A 20,902-nucleotide genomic window follows, 5' to 3' on the forward strand; every position below is an offset into this window, starting at 1 on the left:
CAGTTAGGAAGAGCCTGACTGTTGCGCGGGGAGGGATTTTAGCATGGCTTTGCTGCCGGAGCGGCTGATCCGCGCGGCGCGGAAATTGAAACGGGATTCCTATATTCTCTATTTGTGCTGCCGGGACGGCCGAACGCCGTGGTATGCGAAACTGTTCGCTATATGCGTCGCCGCGTACGCCTTCAGTCCGATCGATCTGATTCCGGACTTCATTCCCGTGCTTGGTTATCTGGATGATCTGATTCTCGTTCCTCTCGGCGTGCTCATCGCGATTCGCATGGTTCCGAAAGAAGTGGTGCAAGATTGCCGAGCCCGGGCGGAAGAGGAGTTTCGCCGAACGGGCAAACCGAAAAACTGGATCGCGGGCGGCATTATCGTCGTATTATGGGCGGCATTTGCCGTCTGGCTGATCGTTTTCCTGTCCCGTTTATCGTTTTGAGGGAGGAAAATCCTGGAACGGAAAGAAATAGATATAGAGGGCAAGATCCATTCGATCCTATGCGCTCAAGGGAGGAAGAAACGAGGATGAATTTCAACGAGTTTCCGTATGAACGTCCGGACGCGGACCGAATCGGGCGTCAGTTCAAGGAGCTGATTGCCGCCTTTAACGAAGCCGATTCCTATGAAAAGCAAAGCGGCGTTATGGCCTCCATCAATCGATTGCGCAACGAGTTCGACACGAAGAACACGATCGTCTCGGTCCGCCACTCCATCGATACGACCGACGCCTTCTACAAGGCCGAGCAAGATTTCATGGACGAAGTAAGCCCGGTGATCCAGGAATTCGTCACGGATTATTACCGTGCATTGGTCGGTTCCAAGTTCAGGGCCGAGCTTGAGAAGGAGTGGGGCGCGCAGCTTTTCCGCCTCGCCGAGCTCTCGCTCAAAACGTTCAGCCCTGCCATCATAGAAGACTTGCAGCAAGAGAATAAGCTGACGACGGAATACGCCGCGCTGATCGCCTCCGCGAAAATCCCGTTCGAAGGGGAAGAGCGCACGCTCGCCCAACTGACTCCCTTCGAGCAGTCCACCGACCGCGGCATGCGGAAGCGCGCGGCGGAAGCGCGTTACCGGTTCATGGCCGAGCATGAAGCCGACTTCGACCGGATTTACGATGACCTGGTGAAGGTCCGGACGAGAATCGCGAAGAAGCTCGGCTATGACAATTTCGTGCAGCTCGGGTACGACCGGATGAGCCGCACCGATTACAACGAAGAGATGGTGCGTAACTTCCGCAAACAGGTGCTGGAGCATATCGTGCCCGCAGCGACGAAGCTGAAAGAACGCCAGCGCAACCGGATATCGGTCGACCGTCTTCGTTATTATGACGAAGGGTTCAGCTTCAAGACGGGCAACGCCAAGCCTAAAGGCGATCCCGCTTGGATCCTTGACAATGGGGCGAAAATGTACGCGGAGCTCTCTAAGGAGACCGACGAGTTTTTCCGATACATGGTGGACAACGGGCTCATGGATCTGGTGAGCAAGAAGGGCAAGCAAAGCGGCGGATACTGCACTTATTTCAGCGAATACGGCGCTCCGTTCATTTTCTCCAACTTCAACGGGACTTCCGGCGACATCGACGTGCTGACGCACGAAGTGGGACACGCGTTCCAGGTGTTCCAGAGCAGAAGCTTTAAAGTGCCGGAATACAGCTTCCCGACCTACGAGGCTTGCGAAATCCATTCGATGAGCATGGAGTTTTTCGCATGGCCGTGGATGGAGCTGTTCTTTAAGGAGGACACGGAGAAGTACCGATTCGACCATCTGGCGCAATCGCTGCTGATCATTCCCTATATCGTGACGGTCGACGAGTATCAGCACTTTGTCTACGGCAATCCTGATGCGACGCCGGAGGAACGCAAAAGCGAATGGCGCCGCATCGAGCGAAAATACTTACCGCATCGCGACTACGAGGAGAACGACTATCTGGAGCGTGGAGGATATTGGCAGCGGCAGGGCCACGTTTTCCAATCGCCGTTCTACTACATCGATTATTCGCTCGCGCAAATTTGCGCGTTCCAGTTTTGGAAACGGATGAACGAGGACTGGAAAGCGGCATGGGCGGATTACCTGAAGCTGTGCCAAGTCGGGGGAAGCCGCTCGTTCGTCGAGCTGGTCGATTACGCCGGTCTGATCTCGCCGTTCCGCGACGGCTGCGTCGTCTCGGTTATCGGAGACATCGAGAGCTGGCTGAACGGGGTCGACGATACGAAGCTGTAGGGCAGGAAGGCCGCCGAAACCGAAACCGGGTCGGCGGCCTTTCCTATTCGGGGACGGCAGAGAATAGGAGAGGCGCTGAAAGGAACCGCGCAAAACCGTATGTAAGCGGTGTAAATCAGGCGACATCCGATATTTTCGAATTTTCGCACAATTCCGTTCTGGGCTATAATAAAGCCATCTCAAGCGATTGACAGCACCCGGCACCGAATGAAACGGCACGAGATTGCGGCCTCGCACGGACCGCAGCTTGCCAAACCCGCGCGGAAGCGACGAGGGCCGACGACAGCGGCCCCGCTCATGACGGTCCCGGCGTTGTCGTGAATCGCTTGGCGGAGAAGGGGGATAGAAGATCCGATTGAAAGCGCAAATGAATACGCAACACGCCGCATAAGTCCCGTATCGCGAATGACGCGATTACGGGACTTATGTTTTGTCGGCAGCGCCTTTAGGGGAAAATGTGAAGAGGCGGTGAGACGGATGGCGAAGGACTCGAACGACCCGGAATGGGATATTTATTTGCTGGCGGGCATCGGATCGACGCCGAGTATTTTCAAAGAATGCAAACGCGAGCTTCGGGAGCGCTTTCGGGAAGCCGGACGGGATCCGGTCATCCGGGAGCTGTTTCCGTACGGCGATCATACGCACCGGCTGTGGCGGCAAATCGTGGAGGTCGGCGCCGATCTGCTGCGCATTCACGGCTCATGGCGCTCCGGCGGCCGGGAGGCGGCCGCCGAGGTTCGGCGGCTGTCGGCGGGCCGTCCCGTTCTGTTCATCGGCCACAGCGGGGGCTGCGTGGCCTCTTACCATGCGGCCGTCCGGCTGATGAACGAACGTGCCATCCCGGACTTCCGCATCGTGCAGGTCGGATCCCCGAAAGTGCCGATCCGGCCCGAGTATCGGGAGAAGGTCAGCTATTTCGCCGCGGTGGATGAACAGGGAAAGCTTCGGGATCCGATCACGCTGCTGGGGAGCTGGAGCGGTTGGAGCCGCAGCGGGCGAGGCATCTGGTATTGGAACCGGCGGAAGTACGCGCCCGGGTTCGTGGGAGATATTACGATGATCGGCGGGCATGAGCATTACTTCCGAACGGACGAATTGTACGTGCATCCGACGCGGGGCTCCAACCTGAAACTGACGATCGATACGATCTGGGAACGAGTGGCCGAGAAAGCGGTGCGCGTCACTTAACCGGCCTTTAGGCGTGTTTGCGCCGCTTGTGACATCCGCACTTGACGAACAACAAGCGGGTTTCCGGCCGGTTTTTCGAGTACTTGCGATGTTTGTGCTTGCGGTGCTTGTGGTTGTGGTGCTTGTGTTTGCGCCGTCCCCCGCACGTGCCGCAGCCGCATCCGCAGCTTCCGTGTTTGATGATCATACTCCTCACTCCTTCCGGGTGAAAATGAAGGATTCGGATTAGCATACGCGCTTGGGAACGGCAGGGGCACAAAGTCGGTACGAACGCCCGTTGAGAAAAAAACACCAAAATTCTTATGAAGTATGGAATAAATATTCGTCCGGTGATATGCTTAAAGCAAAATTCCGCGATCCCGGAGGATGCTATGAAAACGATAGGCTTTATCGATTATTTTCTGGATGAATGGCATGCCAACCAATATCCGAAGTGGATCGAGGAGGCTTCCGGCGGCAGCATGAAGGTCGCCTATGCCTGGGGCAAAATCGATTCCCCGAATGAAGACGGCTTAAGCAACGCCGAATGGTGCGCGAAAAATGGCGTGCAGCTCCTTGGCTCGATCGAAGCGGTGGTCGCCAAATCCGATTACCTGATCGTACTGTCCCCCGACCATCCGGAGTTCCACGCGGAGCTTTCCGATTTGCCGCTGAAGTCGGGCAAACCCACTTACGTGGACAAGACGTTCGCTCCGGACCGGGAAACGGCCGTCGCGCTGTTCGAGTTGGCCCGCGCTCACAGCACGCCGATGTATTCCAGCTCCGCCATGCGCTTCGCGGCGGAATACGAGAATGCCGAGCGAGAGGGAATCGTTTCGATCGCCAGCTGGGGGCCGGGCAGCTTCGAGAATTATTCGATTCACCAGATCGAGCCGATCGTGTCCTTGATGGGAAGCCGTCCGCAGAGAATCATGTCGATCGGCACCGACGCGAATCCGGCCATGCTGATCGGCTTTGACGGCGGGAAACAAGCGACGCTTCACCATTTCGGCTGGGATTGCCCCTTCCGGATGGCCGTTGGCTACGAAACGGGCAAAACGCTGGCGATCGTTCCGGAATCCGACTACTTCTCCATGTTCATCCGCCGGCTGATCGAATTTTTCGAAACGGGAAAACCGAAGGTCGAAGAGCGCCAGACCGTAGATATCATCGCGCTGATCGAATACGGCCGCAAAGCGGCCGCCGCGCCGTACGAGTGGGTGGAGCTGCCATGAAACGAGTGCTGCTGCTGGGAGACTCCATTCGGCTCGGATACGAGCCATTCGTGCGCGAAGGGTTGGCCGGTCTTGCCGAAGTCGTTGCGCCCGAAGAGAACGGACGTTTCGCCAAACATACGCTATGGGGCGTGAACCTCTGGTTGCGCGATCTCGGCAAACCGGACGTCGTCCATTGGAACAACGGCTTGTGGGACCTGCACCATGAACCGCCGATGGTGGAAGCGCTGACCTCCCTGCCCGAATACTTGGAGACGCTCCGCCGGATCCTGAACGAGCTGCAAAGAACGGGGGCCGCCGTCATTTTCGCGACGACGACCCCGATCGCGCCGGACGGCGCGGGAAGAAGCAATGCGGAGATCGATACTTACAACGAAGCGGCCGTCCTTCTCATGCGGAGCAGCGGCGTCGAAGTGAACGACTTGAACGCGCTCGTCAAGGCGGATTTGAACGGCTTCCTCTGCGAAGACAAGCTGCATCTGACCGAGCAGGGGAGCCGCCGTTGCGCGGCGCAGGTCGTCGAGAAAATCAAAGCCTATCTGTAAGTTCCCGAAAGTTAGTCGCGTCCCTGAGCGGTTTTATCGTCCTTTATCGAAAGCGCGGCGAAGCAGCCGATAAGCGAAGTATATAATCACGACCCAGAACAGGATGCCCAGCAGCGATACGCCGCCGCCCGCACCGTAACCGAACGGGTGGAAGAGGCTGCCGAGCAGGCTGCCGGCCAGGAACCCGCCGAACAGGCCGCCGAAAAACCCGCCGGTTCTTCCCGTCGTCACCCTTGGCGTCCGGGTAACCGGCGTGTTCGTCACCGGATTGCGGGCGCGGGTACCCCCGGTATATCCCATGCGGGGAGAACGGAAGCCGGCGCGGCCGGAACGGAGGGCTTTCGCTCCGAGCGAAGGATGTTCCTTCTGAGCAGGCGGCGCCTTCACGGCCGGCGGATTTTGGATATCCGCCGCCGCGACGGAGACGGGCGCGGTTTGAAGCAGCGAAAAACCGATCAACAGAGCGCATAACGCCGTTTTCCACGTTTTCATGGTCCAACCCCTTTTCATGCCGGCTTTGTAGGGATAGTATGGTTGATATAGGTTTGTTTCTATCCCCGCGCGGTTTCGCGGCGGGCAAGATGAGGTGCGGACACATGGACGACAAGAAAAAACGGGCGGGTGAACGCGCGGCTGCCTTCGTGCAGGGCGGGATGGTCGTTGGCCTGGGAACCGGATCCACGGCTTATTGGGCCATTCTGAAGCTGGGCGAACGGGTACGGGAGGGGCTGTCGATCCGCGGCATCCCGACGTCTGAACGATCGAAGGAATTGGCGGAACGACTGGGGATTCCGCTGACGACTTTCGCCGAGGTCGAGAAGATCGATCTCACCATCGACGGCGCCGATGAAATCGATCCCCGCTTCAATCTGATTAAAGGCGGGGGCGGTGCGCTGTTTCGCGAGAAAATGGCGGCCGTGAATTCGGACAAGGTCGTCATCGTTGCCGACGATTCGAAAAGGGTGGCGGAGCTGGGAAAGTTCCGGGTGCCGATCGAAGTGGTGCCGTTCGGCTGGGAAGCGACCGCCAGAAGGATCCGCGAGATAGGCGGGCAAACCTCGCTGCGGATGGCGGAGGAGAAGCCGTTTCGGACCGACAACGGAAATTGGATTTTGGACGGGGATTTCGGCGCGATCCGGGAACCGGCCGAGCTTCATCGGCAGCTCAAGTTGACGACGGGGGTCGTGGAAACCGGCTTGTTTCCCGAAGCCGCGGACATCGTCGTATGGGCCACGGATACGGATGTTGAGGTTCTTGCGCGGAGCCGTACCGAATAACCGCCAGCATCGTCAAAGAGCTTGCTCCTCTCCGGAGCAGGCTTCTTTGGCGTTTTTGGGGTAAAGAAGAGGAAAAGCGAGTCGTTCGTTTCCTCTCGCATGCAAAGGAAGGTATGCCATGATTCTCAAGCTCGTTTCGGTAGCCGTCTTGATCCTGCTGACCGCCGTCTTCGTCGCCACCGAATTCGCGATCGTGAGAATCCGTCCCAGCCGCGTGGACCAGATGGTGCTCGAACGGAAGAAAAACGCTTTGGCCGTGCAAAGGCTGATCGGGAACCTCGACGGGTATTTGTCGGCCTGCCAGCTCGGTATCACGATCACCGCGCTCGGCTTGGGGTGGCTCGGTGAGCCGACCGTGCAAAGTCTTCTGAATCCGCTGTTCGGCCGGCTCGGCTTCGGCGAGACCGCAGGACATGCGCTGTCGCTCGGCATTGCCTTCGCGGCCATCACCTATTTCCACGTCGTACTTGGAGAACTGGCGCCCAAGACGCTGGCCATTCAAAAGGCGGAACAGATCGCGGTGCTCATTGCGCCGATCATGATTTACTTCCATCGGATCATGTATCCGTTTATCTGGCTGCTGAACGGTTCGGCCAACGGCATGGTGAAGCTGTTCGGCATGAAAACGGCGTCCGAGCACGAAGAAGCGCACTCCGAAGAGGAAATCCGGATTATTTTGTCGGAGAGCTATGAGAAAGGCAAGATTAATCCGACCGAGTTCGGGTACGTGGACCGGATTTTCAATTTCGACGAGCTGCTGGCCCGGGAGATCATGGTGCCCCGCACGGATATCGTCGTTCTGTATGAGCATGAATCCCTGGAGGAGCATTTGTCCGTCGTCCGCGAAGAACCGTTCACGCGTTTTCTCGTCGCTCGAGAAAGCAAAGACGATATCGTCGGCTTCATCAATACGAAGCAGTTCTTTCTGCGGTACGTGGCGGATCCTGCGTTCGATTTCCGTTCGATCATCCAGCCGGTGCTCACCGTTCCTTCGGCCACGCCGGTGAAGAAGCTGCTGCCTCGCATGCAGCAGGAGCGGATTCATATCGCCTTGCTGCTGGATGAATACGGCGGTACGGCAGGTTTGGTCACCATCGAGGACATATTGGAGCAGATCGTAGGGGAAATCCGCGACGAATTCGACGCGGACGAGAAGCGGCCGATCGAACCGCTGGGGGGCAACCGATATTTGGTGGAGGGGGTCACGCCCGTGGAAGAAGTAAACCGGTTGCTCGGAGCCCGTCTGAAGCACGATTCCGTCGATTCCATCGGGGGCTGGCTGTACGCCTTGCAGCCGGAGCTTGAAAAAGGGATGGCCTGGAACCACGAGGAATTGACCTTTATCGTAAGGGAAAGGGAGAACCATCGCATCCGCAAGATCGAGATCGTGAACCGGGCGGCGCCGGCTCCTGACTTAAGATTGGTGGAACAAGACCCGCCCCGGACCCATTAAGGCCGGAGCAGCGTCGATTTCCATTCTTCGTAGCGCGCGAAAGCATCGCCCGAATCGAGAACGGCTTTCGCGGTATACAAGCCTTGCTCCACTGATTCCGCTTTGTCGGCCAAGGTTAATCGAACCGCCGCATTAAGCACCGTCTGATGAAGGTAAGCCGCTTCGCTTTGCCCGCGCAGCACCTCTTCCGCGACGCGGAGCTGGTCGGCGGCCGTCCATTCCGATTCTGGAACGGGAGTTTCCAAGCCGTAGGCGTCGGGATCGATGACGCGCAAATGAGCTTCGCCGTTTTCCACGAGATAGGTTCTCGTCGGGCGGTCGATGTGGAGGTCTTCGGAGCCTTCCGCTCCTTGGATGATGAGCGCTTTCTTATATTCCAGGCTCGTCAGCAGGCGGCCGAGCCGGTCGAATACGGTGTTATGGTAAACGCCGAAAGCCAAATAGGGCGAATGGGCATAATCGATGAGTTTTTCCGCCGTATTCAGGACGGTCCGCATGCCGAGCTCTTCGCGGATCGGGCGAAGGCGCTTCAGCGGCGGGCACCAATCCTCAGCCTGTACATACAGCAATCCGGTGCGTTCCGCCGCTCGGAGCGAGTCCTCCTTGGACAGGCGGTCGGCCGAAATGCCCGCGGCCGCGAATACGTCCTGTAAGGTGATTCCCCATTTGGGCGGCAGGGAGGCGGAACCGTGGAGCGTGACCGGCAGCCCGGCGGCGGCGAGGACGAACGAAACCGGGATCGTCGCCATGAACGACTTTCGGCGGCCGTCGTAGGGGCCGGCGCAATCCAGCCCCCGCTGGACGGGCGGGCGGTACGTGTGTTTCCGGCAAACCGCGACGAAAGCTTCGAGTTCCTCGACGCTTTCCATTTTGATGCGTTCGGCGATAAAGAAGGCGCCGATCTGGGCGGGCGTCGCTTCCAGGGAGAGGATTTTCTCCGCCGCCTCAAGCGATTCCCCGTACGTCAAATCGCGCGCTCCCCGCTTGCCTCGCGCCACTTCCTTCAGCAGATGGATCATTTGCGTTTCGTTCCTTTCGGTTTGGATTCTTGCAGGATTTCGTATACCTTCACGATGGAAGTGGCGACGTCCACCATTCTTTTTCGTTCGTTCATGGCCTGTTTGCGCAGCATGTCGTAAGCTTCCGCTTCGTTGATGCCTTTGATTTCGCATAGGATGGCTTTGGCTTGGTCAATCCATTTGCGTTCTTCGACGCGAGCCAGCAGCTGTTTGCGCTCCTCCAGCCATTGTTCACGTTGGAAGAAGGCGCGTGCGGCAAACTGCAGTGCCCAGTGGATTTCATGGCTTTCCATGTGCGGCGTCAGGATCCCGTCGATCACGACGTCATCCTCGCAGGCGTCCAGCGAAGCCGAAGCGGAAAAAGCGCTGCACCACCAAATAAGGGGCATTCTCTTCCATTGATGGAGGAACTCGGACCATGCTTTGATGCGCGATACCGGCAGGTGGAGCACGGCCGCGTCCGCCTCGGCGATCCCCCGGGCGGCTCGCTCTTCTCCGTCAGCCAAAGTCACTTGGAAGCCGATCGAGGTCAGGACGGAGCCCGGCTTCGATTCCTTCGTCTCCGTGGCCGCCGCTTCATGATGAATCACCAACAAAGAACGCATGAGGGCCGCTCCTTTCAATCTTGATGTTAAAATATATAACACAAAATTAAGGGATGTGTCGATGTATTCCTGAAAAACAACTATTTTATGTAACTTATATTGACATACAACAATCCGGCAAGGTATAGTACTCGTAACCACTTAAATCCCCCGGATACAACGGTGTATCCTGACGAGCGGCAACGAAGCCTGCTTTCGCAACGGAAAATGAGTTCATCTCATTCCGCGGCGCAAAGCAGGCTTTTCTGCTTTCTCGAAGCCAATACGAGTTACGGGAGAGATGATGACATGGACAACGCGAAAAAATTGGTGATGATCGGCAACGGCATGGCCGGCGTGAGGACGATCGAGCATCTGCTCAAGCTCGCTCCCGGCGCGTACGACATTACGATTATCGGGGCGGAACCTCATCCCAACTATAACCGGATCCTGCTTTCCTCCGTGCTGGCCGGCGGGGCGGACATGAAAGACATCGTCATCAACGATTGGAACTGGTACGAGGAAAACCGCATCCGGCTGCTCTCTGGCCACACGGCCATAAAAATCGATACAAAAAGCAACACCGTGACCACCTCGCGCGGAACGGTGGCGGAATACGACGCCCTGATCCTCGCGACCGGCTCCAATCCGTTCATGCTCCCGCTTCCGGGCGCGGATAAAGAAGGCGTCATCGCGTTCCGGGACATCCGGGACTGCGAAATCATGATGGAAACTTCCCGTAAGTACAAAAAAGCCGCCGTCATCGGCGGAGGTTTGCTCGGCCTGGAAGCCGCCAGGGGATTGCTGCACCTTGGCATGGACGTCTCGGTCGTGCACATTCATCCTTATTTGATGGAACGCCAGCTCGACCAAGCTGCATCCAAAATGCTGCAAAAGGAGCTGGAAGCCCAGGGCATGAAGTTCCTGCTGCAGAAAAATTCCGAATCGATCTACGGCAGGGGACGCGTGAAGGGCTTGCGCTTCACGGACGGCTCCGAGTTGGAAGCGGACCTCATCGTGATGGCCGTCGGCATCCGGCCGAACGTAGAGCTGGCCAAATCGTCCGGCATCGACGTGAACCGGGGAGTCGTCGTCAATGACTTCATGGAAACGAACGTCCCCGGCGTCTATGCGGTAGGGGAATGCGCGGAGCACAGGGGCATCGCGTACGGACTCGTCGCACCGCTGTACGAGCAGGGCGCCGTGCTGGCCAAACGGTTGGCGGGCGTCGAGACGGCGGGTTACGCGGGCTCCGTGACCTCGACCAAGTTGAAGGTGTCGGGTGTCGACGTATTCTCGGCGGGCCGGTACGACGAGCCGAGCGGCACGCGGGCCATGCGATACCAGGATGAAGTGGAAGGCGTCTACAAGAAAATCGTCCTGCAGGACGACAAACTCGTCGGGGCGGTGTTGTTCGGCGATACCGGCGACGGAGCCCAACTGTTCTCGCTCATTAAAAGCGGAGAATCGGTCAAAGGCAAAGAGAAGGAATTGCTGCTCGGGTTCGCGCCGGGCGGGTCTAGCGCCGCATCCCCGGAGAGCCGGCTTGAAGCGATGGCGGGCGACGAAATCGTCTGCGGCTGCAACGGCGTCTCCAAAGCGACGATCCAGGACGCTATTTTGAACAAGGATTGCACCTCGGTTTCCGCGATCAAAGCCTGCACCAAGGCTTCCGCTTCCTGCGGCGGCTGCAAACCGCTCGTGGAAGGATTGCTCAAGGTTTACGGAGGGGACGCCGCTGGCGCGCCCGTCAAAGAAGGCATTTGCGGCTGCACGACGCTGAGCCGGGACGAAATCGTGGCCGAAATCAAACGCATGGAGTTGAAGTCGGTCAAGGAAGTCATGCACGTGCTCGGATGGGATAACCCGGAAGGCTGCTCCAAATGCCGGCCGTCTCTCAACTACTACCTGGGCATGCTGTGGCCGATGGAATACAAGGACGAGAAAGAATCGCGGTTCACGAACGAGAGGTACCACGCGAACATCCAGAAGGACGGCACCTATTCCGTCGTACCGCGTATTTACGGCGGCGTCACTTCGCCGGCCGAGCTGAAGAAAATCGCGGAGGTCGCCGAGAAATTCGACGTGCCGATGGTCAAATTCACGGGCGGACAGCGACTCGACTTGCTGGGCGTGAAGAAAGAGGACCTTCCGAAAATGTGGGAAGAGCTCGACATGCCTTCGGGCCACGCCTACGGCAAGGCGCTGCGGACGGTCAAGACTTGCGTCGGGGAGACGTTCTGCCGGTTCGGTACCCAGGATTCGATCGGCATGGGGATCCGGCTGGAGAAGGAGTTCGAGCGGCTGAACACGCCGGCGAAAGTCAAGCTTGCCGTATCCGGCTGCCCCCGCAACTGCGCGGAAGCGACGATCAAAGACTTCGGCGTCGTCGCGATCGACGGAGGATGGGAGCTTCACGTGGGCGGGAACGGCGGCGTGCATGTCCGAGCGACGGACCTGCTGTGCGTCGTGAAGACGCAGGATGAAGTGGTGGAGTGGGCAAGCGCGTTCCTGCAACATTACCGCGAGAATGCGCAGTGGAACGAACGGACGTCGGTTTGGATCGAGCGGGTCGGTTTGGATTCGGTGAAAAAGGCGCTGGAAAACAAAGAAGACCGCGAGGCTCTCTACGCCCGTATCAAGACGGCGTTGAGCCAAACGGTCGACCCTTGGAAAGAGATCGTCAGCGAACGCGAGCTGCGCAAAAACTTCGAGTCCTTGCCGGAGCCGGCACAGGTTCAGATCTAGGAGGATGACGCATATGGGCAAACATTTGATCGGAAACATCTCCGAGATCGATCCGCTGGGCGCGCGCACCGTCCGTCACGGCGACAAGGAAATCGCTTTGTTCCGGTTGTCCGACGGCGAAGTGCTGGCCGTCGAGAACAAATGTCCGCACAAAGGCGGCAAGCTGTCTGAAGGGATGGTATGCGGGGGCAACGTCCACTGCCCCCTTCACGATTGGAAGATCGATCTCCGGAGCGGGCAAGTGCAAAAGCCGGACGACGGCTGCGTAGGGACGTTCGAGCTGGAAATCGACCGGTCGAACGGGTCCATTTATTTGAAGGCATAGCGAAAGGAGCAGCGGGAGAATGGACTACGTGAAACCGAACCAGGCGCTGGACGAAATCGTGGAAGCGGGCGCGGCCAAAGCCGATATGGGCAAGGGCCGGATGTTCGTCCGCGGCGTACTGGGCGGCGCGATTCTCGCCTGCGCGACGACGCTTGCGTTTACCGCGGCTGCGCAGACGAAAATTCCAATGGCCGGAGCGCTGATCTTTCCCGTCGGCTTCGTGATCATCATATTGCTTGGCTTGGAGCTCGTCACCGGAAGCTTCGCCCTGATTCCTCTGGCGGTGCTCCGGAAACGGACGACGCCCGGCAAAATGCTCGCCAATTTCGCCTGGGTCTCCATCGGGCATTTGGTCGGCTGCGCCGTCTATGGGGCGTTGTACGGCTTGACGATCACGAAGATGGGGACGGATATGAGCAATCCGCTCATTCAGACGATCATATCGGCCAGCGAGGCGAAAACGGTTGCCTACAAGCATTTGGGGTTCGACGGGATGCTTCTGGTGATCGTCAAGGCGATGCTATGCAACTGGATGGTGACGCTGGGCGCGGTCATCGCGTTCACGTCCAGCTCCACGATCGGCAAAATCGCAGCGATGTGGCTGCCAATCCTCATTTTCTTCGGCCAAGGTTTCGAGCATGCCGTCGTCAACATGTTCGTCATTCCTACGGGCATGATGCTTGGGGCGGACGTAAGCTTCGGAGATTGGTGGCTCTGGAACCAGATCCCCGTGCTGTTCGGCAACCTGATCGGCGGCGCCCTGTTCACGGGTCTTCTGTTGTATTTGTCCCACAAGGATCACAAAAAAGCCCCCGAGAAAGCGGGGGCCATGTTCCCGCCGGCATCCCCGGCGGAAGCTACTCAGTATAATACATGAACCCGATGGCGCCTGCGCCCGTGTGGGTCGTAATGACGGGAGTCGCGGGACGGATCGAGACGGGGACGTTCGTCAGGCGGGCGATCTCCTGCTGAAGGCGCTCCGCAAGCGGGAGGTTGTCGGCATGGGAAATGCCGATGCCCTTGACGGCTTTCTGGGCGATGTCCTGTTCGAAACGTTCCAATAACGTCCGAAGGATTTGGGAAGTCGTCCGCACCTTGGCGAGCGGCGTATAAACGCCTTTCTCCAGCAAGGCGATGGGCTTGATGCTCAGGATGCTGCTCAGCCAGCCGACCGCTTTGCCGACGCGTCCGCCTTTTACGAGGTTTTCGAGTGTTTCGACGACGACCAGCAGCGAGGTGCGGTCCTGGATTTGCTTCAGACGCTGGATGATGGTTTCGATCGTCAAGCCTTGCTCCGCCATCCGGGCGGCTTCGATCACCTGAAAGCCAAGCGCTTGCGAGATCATTTGGGAATCGACGACGAAGACGTTGCTGGCCGACATTTCCGCGGCGGCGCAGGCGGTCGCGTACGTGCCGCTCATGCCGCCCGTCATATGAATGGAGAGAACGGTATCGCCGCCCGCGCCCAGCCGGTCGTACGTTTCCACGAACACGCCGATGGAAGGCTGCGACGTTTTCGGGAGCTCGGGAGATTGTTTCATCCGCTCGATGAATTCGAGAGGCGTAATCGAGACGTTGTCTTGATACGTCTCTCCTTTGACGTATACGGAAAGCGGGATCACTTCGATCCGGTGCTGCTCGAGCAGTTCCTTAGGCAAATCCGTGGTAGAATCCGTGACGATCCGAATGCGGGCCATTAAGTTGTCTCTCCCTCTGTCGCTCACGCCTTGGCGCGCAGGAATCTTCTCTATATTACGCGATATTACGCGCCTGCGGAGAAAAAGTTCCGAGGAATCGTCTGCCACCTCCTATGGGCATCCTATCCACGCAAATATGGTGCCTGCAAACGGAGGAAGAGCGATGTTTTTCCTGTTTACCCACAACGATCTCGACGGCGTCAGCTGCGGCATTCTCGCGAGGCTCGCGTTCGGCGATAACGCGGAGGTTCGCTACAATTCCGTGGAAGGGTTGAACCGCGAGGTCGAGAGATTCCTGGAGCGCAAATCGAAAGGCAAAAGAAGAAAAGACGATTGCCTCATGATTACGGATCTGATGGTGAACGATGCCAACGCGGAGAGGCTGTCCGAATTCGTCCGGTCCGGCGCCAAAGTGAAACTGATCGACCATCACAAATCCGCGCTGGAGCTGAATCGATATGCTTGGGCGGACGTCACCGTCGCCTACGAAGACGGCCGGCTCGCGTCGGCGACTTCTTTGATGTATGACTACTTGCAACGCGAAGGATGGATTCGGGCGACGGAATCGTTAAACCAGTACGTGGAATGGGTCCGGCAATATGACACCTGGGAATGGGAGGCGCTGGGCAACCCGAAGGCCAAGCAGCTCAACGACCTGTTCTTCATGTGGTCAATCGATGAATTCGAGGACCAGATGCTGGAGCGGTTAAAGGCGGACGGCGGATTTGCGTTCACGGAATTCGAAGAAAAGCTGCTCGGCCTCGAGCAGGAGAAAATCGAACGCTACGTTCGACGGAAGAAGAGAGAGCTGGTGCAGACGTTCATCGCCGACCGATGCGTCGGCATCGTGCACGCCGAGCTGTACCATTCCGAGCTGTCGAGCGAATTGGGCCGGGAGAATGCCCATCTGGATTACATCGCGATCTTGAACATGGGCGGACGGAAAATGAGCCTCCGCACCATCCACGATAACGTGGACGTGTCCGAAATCGCCGGCGGTTTCGGAGGAGGCGGACATGCCAAGGCGTCCGGCTGCCCGTTGACCGAGGAGGCTTACGCCAGTTACGTCGACTCGGTGTTCGGAATCGATCCGGTCCGCCCCGATGCGCCGCGCAACCGTTTCAACTTGAAGGGCTCGGAATACGGCAACTTGTACGACAACCGGGAAGCCGAACAATTTTATTTGTTCACTTGCGGAGACCTGTGGCGGATCGACCGGAACGGGGAGACGCAAAACGAGACGTTTCCGACCTTCGAAGAGGCGGAAAGCTTCATCAAACGGGAATACCAAGCGTCGCTTGTGCGGGATGAGCTGTTCGTCAAATATTTGATGGAACATATGCTGATTACGAAAAAGGAGCTCGAACACGCGCTGGAGGATATCGTCAAGTGAATCCGGAAGAAATGCCGCAAGCTGCCCCTCGTGGGGCAGCTTGCTTATTTTTACCAATGTTTCGAGGCGGTTTCTTCGTGTATAAACAAGGAAGTGACCAAATTGAATAACACGCAGCAGGAGGTGTCCGAACATGGACAAGCCCAAGTCCTTTCAGTGGAAAGGGGAACCGATTGCCGCGGAACCAACGATAAGGCAAGTGCCGGCCGAACAACCCGCGAAGCGCCGGCGTCGGCCGCGCTTCCGGATGCGTTTCCGGATTCGGCTTCGATACGTATTTTTGGCGATGTTCGTTTTGGCCTTATGGGGAGCCGGAGCAGGCTGGAAATGGTATCAATCGCTCGATATCGGCAAGCTTGCCCTTCCGGTCGCGGCGCCGACGGAATTGCTGGATGTCCACGGCAAGGTCGCTTCCGTGGTATCCGTCGCGAAAACCGAGCCGGTGCCGATCGACAAGATCCCGATGTCCCTCCGGCATGCGGTCGTAGCGGTCGAGGACAAACGGTTTGACGACCATTCCGGGGTCGACCTGACGGGGATTGTCCGCGCCGCCTTCCGAAACGCGAAGAGCGGAGCTTCCGCGGAAGGCGGCAGCACGATCACGCAGCAACTCGCCAAAAACGTCTTCCTAACGGGCGAGAAATCGTTCAAGCGGAAGATCACGGAAGCCGCTTACGCGATCAAAATCGAAGCGGCTTACGATAAAGACGCCATTCTCGGTATGTATTTAAACCAGATTTATTTCGGAGAAGGACAGTGGGGCGTCGCAAGGGCGGCCAAACGTTATTTCGGCAAAAGCGTTCAGGATCTCACCTTGCCCGAAAGCGCGCTGCTCGCGGCGCTGCCCAAGGCGCCAAGCCGGTATTCCCCTTACCGGAATCCGGATTTGGCGCTGGAGCGCCGCAATCTCGTGCTCGCCATGATGCGGGACGAAGGCTACGTATCGGATGCGGAATACCGGGCGGCCAAGGCGGAGCCTATTCAGCTGCGCCAGGGGAATGCGGAAGGGAACGGACTGCTCGGGAAGTACGGCTCCTTTGCGGACGCGGTAATTGACGAAGCGATCGACCGGTACGGATTCACGGAGCGGGATTTGATGGCCGGCAACTTGAAGATCTATACGACGCTGGACCCCACCGTGCAGGAAGCGATGGAGAAGACGTACCAAGACGACGGTTTGTTCCCGGCGGGAGCAGACGGAGAGCGCCCGCAAAGCGGAGCGGTTATTTTGAATCCGCACACCGGAGGCGTACGGGGAATCGTCGGGCAACGAGGCGAGCATGTCTTCCGCGGGTTCAACCGGGCAACCCAGCTCACGCGGCAGCCGGGTTCGACGTTTAAGCCGCTCGCTGTTTACGCGCCCGCCCTCATGCAAGGGTACAATGCCGAATCGGCTTTGTACGACGGTCCGCTGGATATCGGGGGCTACCGCCCGGAGAACATAGACGGGCAGTCGCATGGGCAGCCGAGCCTTCGCGATGCGCTCGCCCATTCCTGGAACGTGCCGGCCGTCTGGTTGCTGAACGAGATCGGAGTCACGACCGGTTGGTCGTTCGCCAAGAAGCTCGGGATCCCTCTGACGGCGGAAGACAAGAATTTAAGCCTTGCGCTGGGGGGATTGTCGCACGGGGTGTCGCCGCTCCAGATGGCCCAGGCATTCAGCGCGTTTCCCGCTCTAGGCAAAGTCACGCCCGCGCATACCATCCTGAGGATCGAGAACGCGGAAGGCGAGGTGCTTGCGGAAGCGAAGGAAGAGGCGGCTTCCGTCATGCCGGCGGGGAAAGCCTTCGAAATGACGCAGCTTCTTCAGAACGTCGTGAGCGACGGAACCGGCAAGAAAGCGGCCATTTCCGGCAGGCCGACGGCCGGCAAAACCGGCACGACCCAATTGCCGGACACCCCCGAGTTCAAAGGAATCAGCGGCGCGAAGGACGCCTGGTTCGTCGGCTATACGCCCGAGCTCGTCGGCGCCGTCTGGCTCGGTTACGACCGCACGGACGGCAGCCACTATTTGACCACCTCGGGGGGAGAGTATCCCGCCATGATCTTTCAAGCGATGATGTCCGCGGCGCTGCAAGGCGAACCGGTGTCCGCGTTCAAAAATCCCGGCGGCAATCAACATGTGCAGAATACGGAGCCGAAAGATGAGCCCAAACCGGTGAAACAAAAGGAGCCAAAAAAGGAACAAAAAAAGGAGACCGGAAAAGAGAAGAGAAAAAATAACAAAGGCAAAGATAAACATTAACAGGAAGATCAAGAGGGTGGACCGGATGAAACCAGCAGGAGATCAAACCGGCTTGGTGCTGGAAGGCGGGGGAATGCGGGGCCTCTATACGGCCGGCGTATTGGATTTGTTCGCGGAGCGGGACTTGTACTTTCCTTACCAAATCGGAGTGTCGGCCGGCGCGTGCATGGCCGTCAGTTATCTCTCCAGGCAGCGGGGCCGGAACAAGATCGTCAACATCGACTTCGCCGGCGACCCCCGGTACTTGTCGTGGCGGAAGTTCCTGCGTCATCGGCGCGAGCTGTTCGGCATGGACTTCATATTCGAAGAAATTCCGAGGTTCCTCGTTCCGTTCGATTTTCAAGCGTTCGAAGAGTCGCGCGAAGAATTCGTCGTGGCCGCCACGGACGTGGATACGGGAGAGCCGGTGTATTATTACAAGAGCCGGCCGGGGTTTGATGCGTTGACGCTGTTACGGGCTTCGAGTTCCTTGCCGTTCTTCGCGCCGATCGTGGAATTTCAAGGGAAGAAGCTGATGGACGGCGGTATCTCGGACCCGATCCCGATCCGCAAAGCCGAAGCCGACGGCTGTTCCCGCACGCTGCTCATCCTCACTCGGAATCAGGGATACGTGAAAAGCCGTAATCGGCTGCGTTGGCTTCTGCAGCGAAAGTTCGGGGCTTTCCCGAAATTCGTGGAGGTCATGCTGAACCGTCACGACATTTACAACAAGACGGTCGCGTACGCGGAGGAAAAGGAACGTAACGGCGAGGCTTTCATCATCCGCCCCCGGGAGCCGATCGTCGTCGGACGCGTGGAGCAAAACAAAGCCAAATTGGAACGGTTGTACAAGCAAGGTTACGAGGACGCCAAGGCCATCTATCCGAAGCTCGAGCAATGGCTTCGCTGAAGCCTTCGACAAAGCTTGATCGAGGCGACCGCCCTAACGTGGGGCGGTCTTTTCTTTTGCGACAAATAATCATCAAAAACTCACAGACCGTTTGACAAGCTTTTCGCCGCCCTCCCCGTACAATCAAAGATAACTTGTACGACTAGAGGATGCGAAGGAGAGATTCGATGATCGCCAAACGCCTTGTTACCTTGTCCGTTCTCGTACTCGCCGCCGTTCTGCTATTGTCCTTCTTCTTGTACGTTTCCGTCTCCAGAAACACTTACGCGTCGGCCGCTGCGTCGACCGCCAATAGGGAATCCAAGATCGATCCCCGCCTGCAAATCGCCGCCCTCGTGAAACTGCCTCCCCGGACCCATGCCGTGCAGCTGGCCGCGGTTCCCGTTCAAACCGCGCGCGCTCCCCAAAAGCCGAGGGCTTCCTCGTATGTCACAACCGCATTTTATTTGAACATCCGAGAAGAGCCGAGCAGCAAAGCCCGGATCTTGAAAGTCGTCGAGAAGGGCACGGAGCTTAACGTGATCCAAACGACGGATAACGGCTGGCTTCGCCTCGAAGGGGGAGGGTATGTACACGGAGGATACGCGCAGCTATCCCCGCAGCAAACGCGGGAATCCCAGAGCATGGCCGCCGACGCGCTGAAGCCCGCCCGGTCGTCCAGGCCTTACAAGCTTCCTGAGCCGGCGAAGGCAGTCCGTCCGGCCGATCCGACCCCGACCGTGCGTTCGGATTCGGGGTTAACCGAGGAGCATATCGCCCGGATTTTTGAAGGGACGGCGCTGGAAGGCCAACATTTGGAGTCGGCCATTTTGGAAATCGAAGAAGACTACGGCATCAACGCCTACTTCACGATCGCCGTGATGAAGCTGGAGAGCGGCAACGGCAAAAGCCGGCTGGCCAAAAGCAAAAACAACCTGTTTGGCTTAAACGCTACGGGTAACGGGAATAAACAGGCTTACCGTTTCGATACGAAAGCGGACAGCGTCCGCAAATTCGGCCAATTGATCGCCAAAAACTATGTCGGCAAAGGATATACGACCGTGGAGAAAGTCGCGCAGAAGTATTGCCCGGCGAATTCCAAATGGCCGAGACTCGTCAAGGGAATCATGGTCAGCGACCATGTTAAGTTGCTAGTTTGACGACGGGTTCGGTTTCGGAACGACGATATCGAGAAAACCGCGTCTTCCCGCGAACCGGGGATCGAACAGGCGCACGCTGTCGCCCAAATCCTGCGTTCCGACGAAAGGCGCGAACAGGATCAACGCTCTCGCGGAGGGATTCTCCATGAGCGGATCCAGATCGACCGGATCCGTACGGTATTCTTGCACGATGCCGGACGGCTGACGTCCGCGGAGATCGCTTCGTCCTTCCACGATTTCTCCGCCTTTCTTGGCGTAATAGGAAAAACCTCCGGGCCAACGGTCGGCCCGTATGGCGACGTGTTCATAGCCTTGAGCCTTTAAATCGGCGTACAAATACGAGGCATGGCCAAGTTGGAAGAGGACGTAGAAGGCGGACAACGCCCAGAATCCGCGGAGGACGCGAAGCCGCTGCTTCGGCATGCGGAAGAACGGCAAGAGGACGGCGATCGCCGCCGCGAAACACCAAAATACATATCCCTTGTTCGGAATAAACCCGGAGACGTATCGCCGGGAAGTGAACGGCTCCAGCAGCCCGGTTCCCCAAGGATTCGTCCAATCGCTGACGATATGGAGAAGGACGCCCGCAAGCGCCGTCAAGAAGAACCGTTTGCCCTTGGCACGCACGAGAAGGAAGGCCAGCAAGGCGAACAAGCCCGCCCAGACGGGCGCCATCAAGAAGGAATGCGTAATTCCGCGATGATAAATCAAATAGGAATCGTTCGTTTTGGTCGCCCATTGGATATCGATGTCGGGGATGATGTTTGCCCCGACGGATGTCGCGAGGAGGGCGATTTTCGTTTTGACGTCGAGTTTCGATTTGTCCTGGGCCGCGTACGCGGCGACTCCGAACAGACTGTGCGTCATATAGTCCATGGGCGCATCTCCCGGCAGTTGGATTGGTCCTTCCATTATAGTATAAGCGTCCCATGCCGAACTCATAATAATGGCAAATTCAACCGGAAG

At 58.0% G+C, this 20,902-nt stretch carries 20 protein-coding genes; 14 read left to right on the forward strand and 6 right to left on the reverse strand.

Annotation, left to right across the window (positions count from 1 at the left end; genetic code table 11):
• Positions 1-43 precede the first annotated feature (43 nt).
• From EAV92_RS06605 to EAV92_RS06615, 3 genes are all read left to right on the forward strand, one after another.
• Positions 44-439 (forward strand): YkvA family protein, encoded by a 396-nt coding sequence (locus EAV92_RS06605; protein ID WP_123040326.1) that lies wholly within the window; start codon positions 44-46, stop codon positions 437-439.
• 86 nt (positions 440-525) lie between these two features.
• Positions 526-2,220: a M3 family oligoendopeptidase gene (locus EAV92_RS06610; protein ID WP_123040327.1), complete on the forward strand. Its 1,695-nt coding sequence runs from the start codon at positions 526-528 to the stop codon at positions 2,218-2,220.
• A gap of 477 nt (positions 2,221-2,697) precedes the next feature.
• Complete coding sequence (locus EAV92_RS06615; protein ID WP_123040328.1) at positions 2,698-3,408, forward strand: hypothetical protein; 711 nt, start codon at positions 2,698-2,700, stop codon at positions 3,406-3,408.
• A gap of 7 nt (positions 3,409-3,415) precedes the next feature.
• On the opposite strand, the gene EAV92_RS06620 is transcribed toward EAV92_RS06615, so the two are convergent.
• Positions 3,416-3,595, reverse strand: coding sequence for a hypothetical protein (locus tag EAV92_RS06620; RefSeq protein WP_123040329.1), 180 nt, complete (start codon positions 3,593-3,595; stop codon positions 3,416-3,418).
• A gap of 184 nt (positions 3,596-3,779) precedes the next feature.
• Between EAV92_RS06620 and EAV92_RS06625 the strand changes: the two genes are divergently transcribed.
• Both EAV92_RS06625 and EAV92_RS06630 read left to right on the forward strand, forming a co-directional pair.
• Positions 3,780-4,622, forward strand: a complete 843-nt coding sequence (locus EAV92_RS06625) for a Gfo/Idh/MocA family oxidoreductase (RefSeq protein WP_123040330.1) — start codon at positions 3,780-3,782, stop codon at positions 4,620-4,622.
• Positions 4,619-5,167: an SGNH/GDSL hydrolase family protein gene (locus tag EAV92_RS06630; RefSeq protein ID WP_123040331.1), complete on the forward strand. Its 549-nt coding sequence runs from the start codon at positions 4,619-4,621 to the stop codon at positions 5,165-5,167. Before EAV92_RS06625 ends, EAV92_RS06630 begins: the two co-directional genes overlap by 4 nt.
• A 33-nt stretch (positions 5,168-5,200) precedes the next feature.
• Here EAV92_RS06630 and EAV92_RS06635 read toward each other — a convergent pair whose 3' ends face one another.
• The gene (locus tag EAV92_RS06635; protein WP_123040332.1) at positions 5,201-5,659 is read right to left on the reverse strand and encodes a hypothetical protein; all 459 of its coding nucleotides are present in this window, start codon (positions 5,657-5,659) and stop codon (positions 5,201-5,203) included.
• A 104-nt stretch (positions 5,660-5,763) separates the two neighbouring features.
• Here EAV92_RS06635 and rpiA point away from each other — a divergent pair, with 104 nt between their 5' ends.
• A complete protein-coding gene (rpiA, locus tag EAV92_RS06640) occupies positions 5,764-6,444 on the forward strand; it encodes a ribose-5-phosphate isomerase RpiA (protein ID WP_123040333.1) in 681 nt (226 codons plus the stop codon).
• A 118-nt stretch (positions 6,445-6,562) separates the two neighbouring features.
• Entirely contained in the window at positions 6,563-7,897 is a 1,335-nt protein-coding gene (locus tag EAV92_RS06645) for a hemolysin family protein (protein ID WP_123040334.1), read from the forward strand.
• On the opposite strand, the gene EAV92_RS06650 is transcribed toward EAV92_RS06645, so the two are convergent.
• Together EAV92_RS06650 and EAV92_RS06655 are read right to left on the reverse strand one after the other, a co-directional pair.
• A complete protein-coding gene (locus tag EAV92_RS06650; protein WP_123040335.1) occupies positions 7,894-8,916 on the reverse strand; it encodes an anthranilate phosphoribosyltransferase in 1,023 nt (340 codons plus the stop codon). The genes EAV92_RS06645 and EAV92_RS06650 overlap by 4 nt on opposite strands.
• On the reverse strand, positions 8,913-9,521 hold the full coding sequence (locus tag EAV92_RS06655; protein ID WP_123040336.1) for an ANTAR domain-containing response regulator: 609 nt from the start codon (positions 9,519-9,521) through the stop codon (positions 8,913-8,915). Before EAV92_RS06655 ends, EAV92_RS06650 begins: the two co-directional genes overlap by 4 nt.
• 288 nt (positions 9,522-9,809) lie before the next feature.
• Here EAV92_RS06655 and nirB point away from each other — a divergent pair, with 288 nt between their 5' ends.
• Genes nirB through EAV92_RS06670 form a run of 3 tightly spaced genes read left to right on the forward strand, consistent with a single transcriptional unit; the run spans position 9,810 to position 13,450 of the window.
• The gene (nirB, locus tag EAV92_RS06660) at positions 9,810-12,248 is read left to right on the forward strand and encodes a nitrite reductase large subunit NirB (protein ID WP_123040337.1); all 2,439 of its coding nucleotides are present in this window, start codon (positions 9,810-9,812) and stop codon (positions 12,246-12,248) included.
• Positions 12,249-12,261: 13 nt separating this feature from the next.
• Positions 12,262-12,573: a nitrite reductase small subunit NirD gene (gene nirD / locus EAV92_RS06665; protein ID WP_123040338.1), complete on the forward strand. Its 312-nt coding sequence runs from the start codon at positions 12,262-12,264 to the stop codon at positions 12,571-12,573.
• 19 nt (positions 12,574-12,592) lie between these two features.
• Entirely contained in the window at positions 12,593-13,450 is an 858-nt protein-coding gene (locus EAV92_RS06670; protein ID WP_123040339.1) for a formate/nitrite transporter family protein, read from the forward strand.
• Here EAV92_RS06670 and EAV92_RS06675 read toward each other — a convergent pair.
• The gene (locus EAV92_RS06675; RefSeq protein ID WP_123040340.1) at positions 13,431-14,270 is read right to left on the reverse strand and encodes a DegV family protein; all 840 of its coding nucleotides are present in this window, start codon (positions 14,268-14,270) and stop codon (positions 13,431-13,433) included. The two genes, EAV92_RS06670 and EAV92_RS06675, sit on opposite strands and share 20 nt — an antisense overlap.
• Before the next feature lie 163 nt (positions 14,271-14,433).
• On the opposite strand from EAV92_RS06675, the gene EAV92_RS06680 reads away from it, so the two are divergent.
• The 4 genes from EAV92_RS06680 to EAV92_RS06695 all read left to right on the forward strand — a co-directional run bounded on the left by EAV92_RS06680 (position 14,434) and on the right by EAV92_RS06695 (position 19,936).
• Positions 14,434-15,663, forward strand: coding sequence for a DHH family phosphoesterase (locus EAV92_RS06680; RefSeq protein ID WP_123040341.1), 1,230 nt, complete (start codon positions 14,434-14,436; stop codon positions 15,661-15,663).
• 133 nt (positions 15,664-15,796) lie between these two features.
• Positions 15,797-17,908, forward strand: a complete 2,112-nt coding sequence (locus EAV92_RS06685; protein WP_123040342.1) for a transglycosylase domain-containing protein — start codon at positions 15,797-15,799, stop codon at positions 17,906-17,908.
• Positions 17,909-17,933: 25 nt separating this feature from the next.
• The gene (locus tag EAV92_RS06690) at positions 17,934-18,797 is read left to right on the forward strand and encodes a patatin-like phospholipase family protein (RefSeq protein ID WP_123040343.1); all 864 of its coding nucleotides are present in this window, start codon (positions 17,934-17,936) and stop codon (positions 18,795-18,797) included.
• A gap of 167 nt (positions 18,798-18,964) precedes the next feature.
• Complete coding sequence (locus EAV92_RS06695; protein WP_164472649.1) at positions 18,965-19,936, forward strand: glucosaminidase domain-containing protein; 972 nt, start codon at positions 18,965-18,967, stop codon at positions 19,934-19,936.
• On the opposite strand, the gene EAV92_RS06700 is transcribed toward EAV92_RS06695, so the two are convergent.
• Positions 19,928-20,812 carry a metal-dependent hydrolase gene (locus EAV92_RS06700; RefSeq protein ID WP_164472650.1) on the reverse strand — a complete coding sequence of 295 codons (885 nt, stop codon included), beginning with the start codon at positions 20,810-20,812 and terminating at the stop codon, positions 19,928-19,930. The two genes, EAV92_RS06695 and EAV92_RS06700, sit on opposite strands and share 9 nt — an antisense overlap.
• Positions 20,813-20,902: the final 90 nt, after the last annotated feature.

This window comes from Cohnella candidum (genome assembly GCF_003713065.1).
GTDB lineage: Bacteria > Bacillota > Bacilli > Paenibacillales > Paenibacillaceae > Cohnella > Cohnella candidum.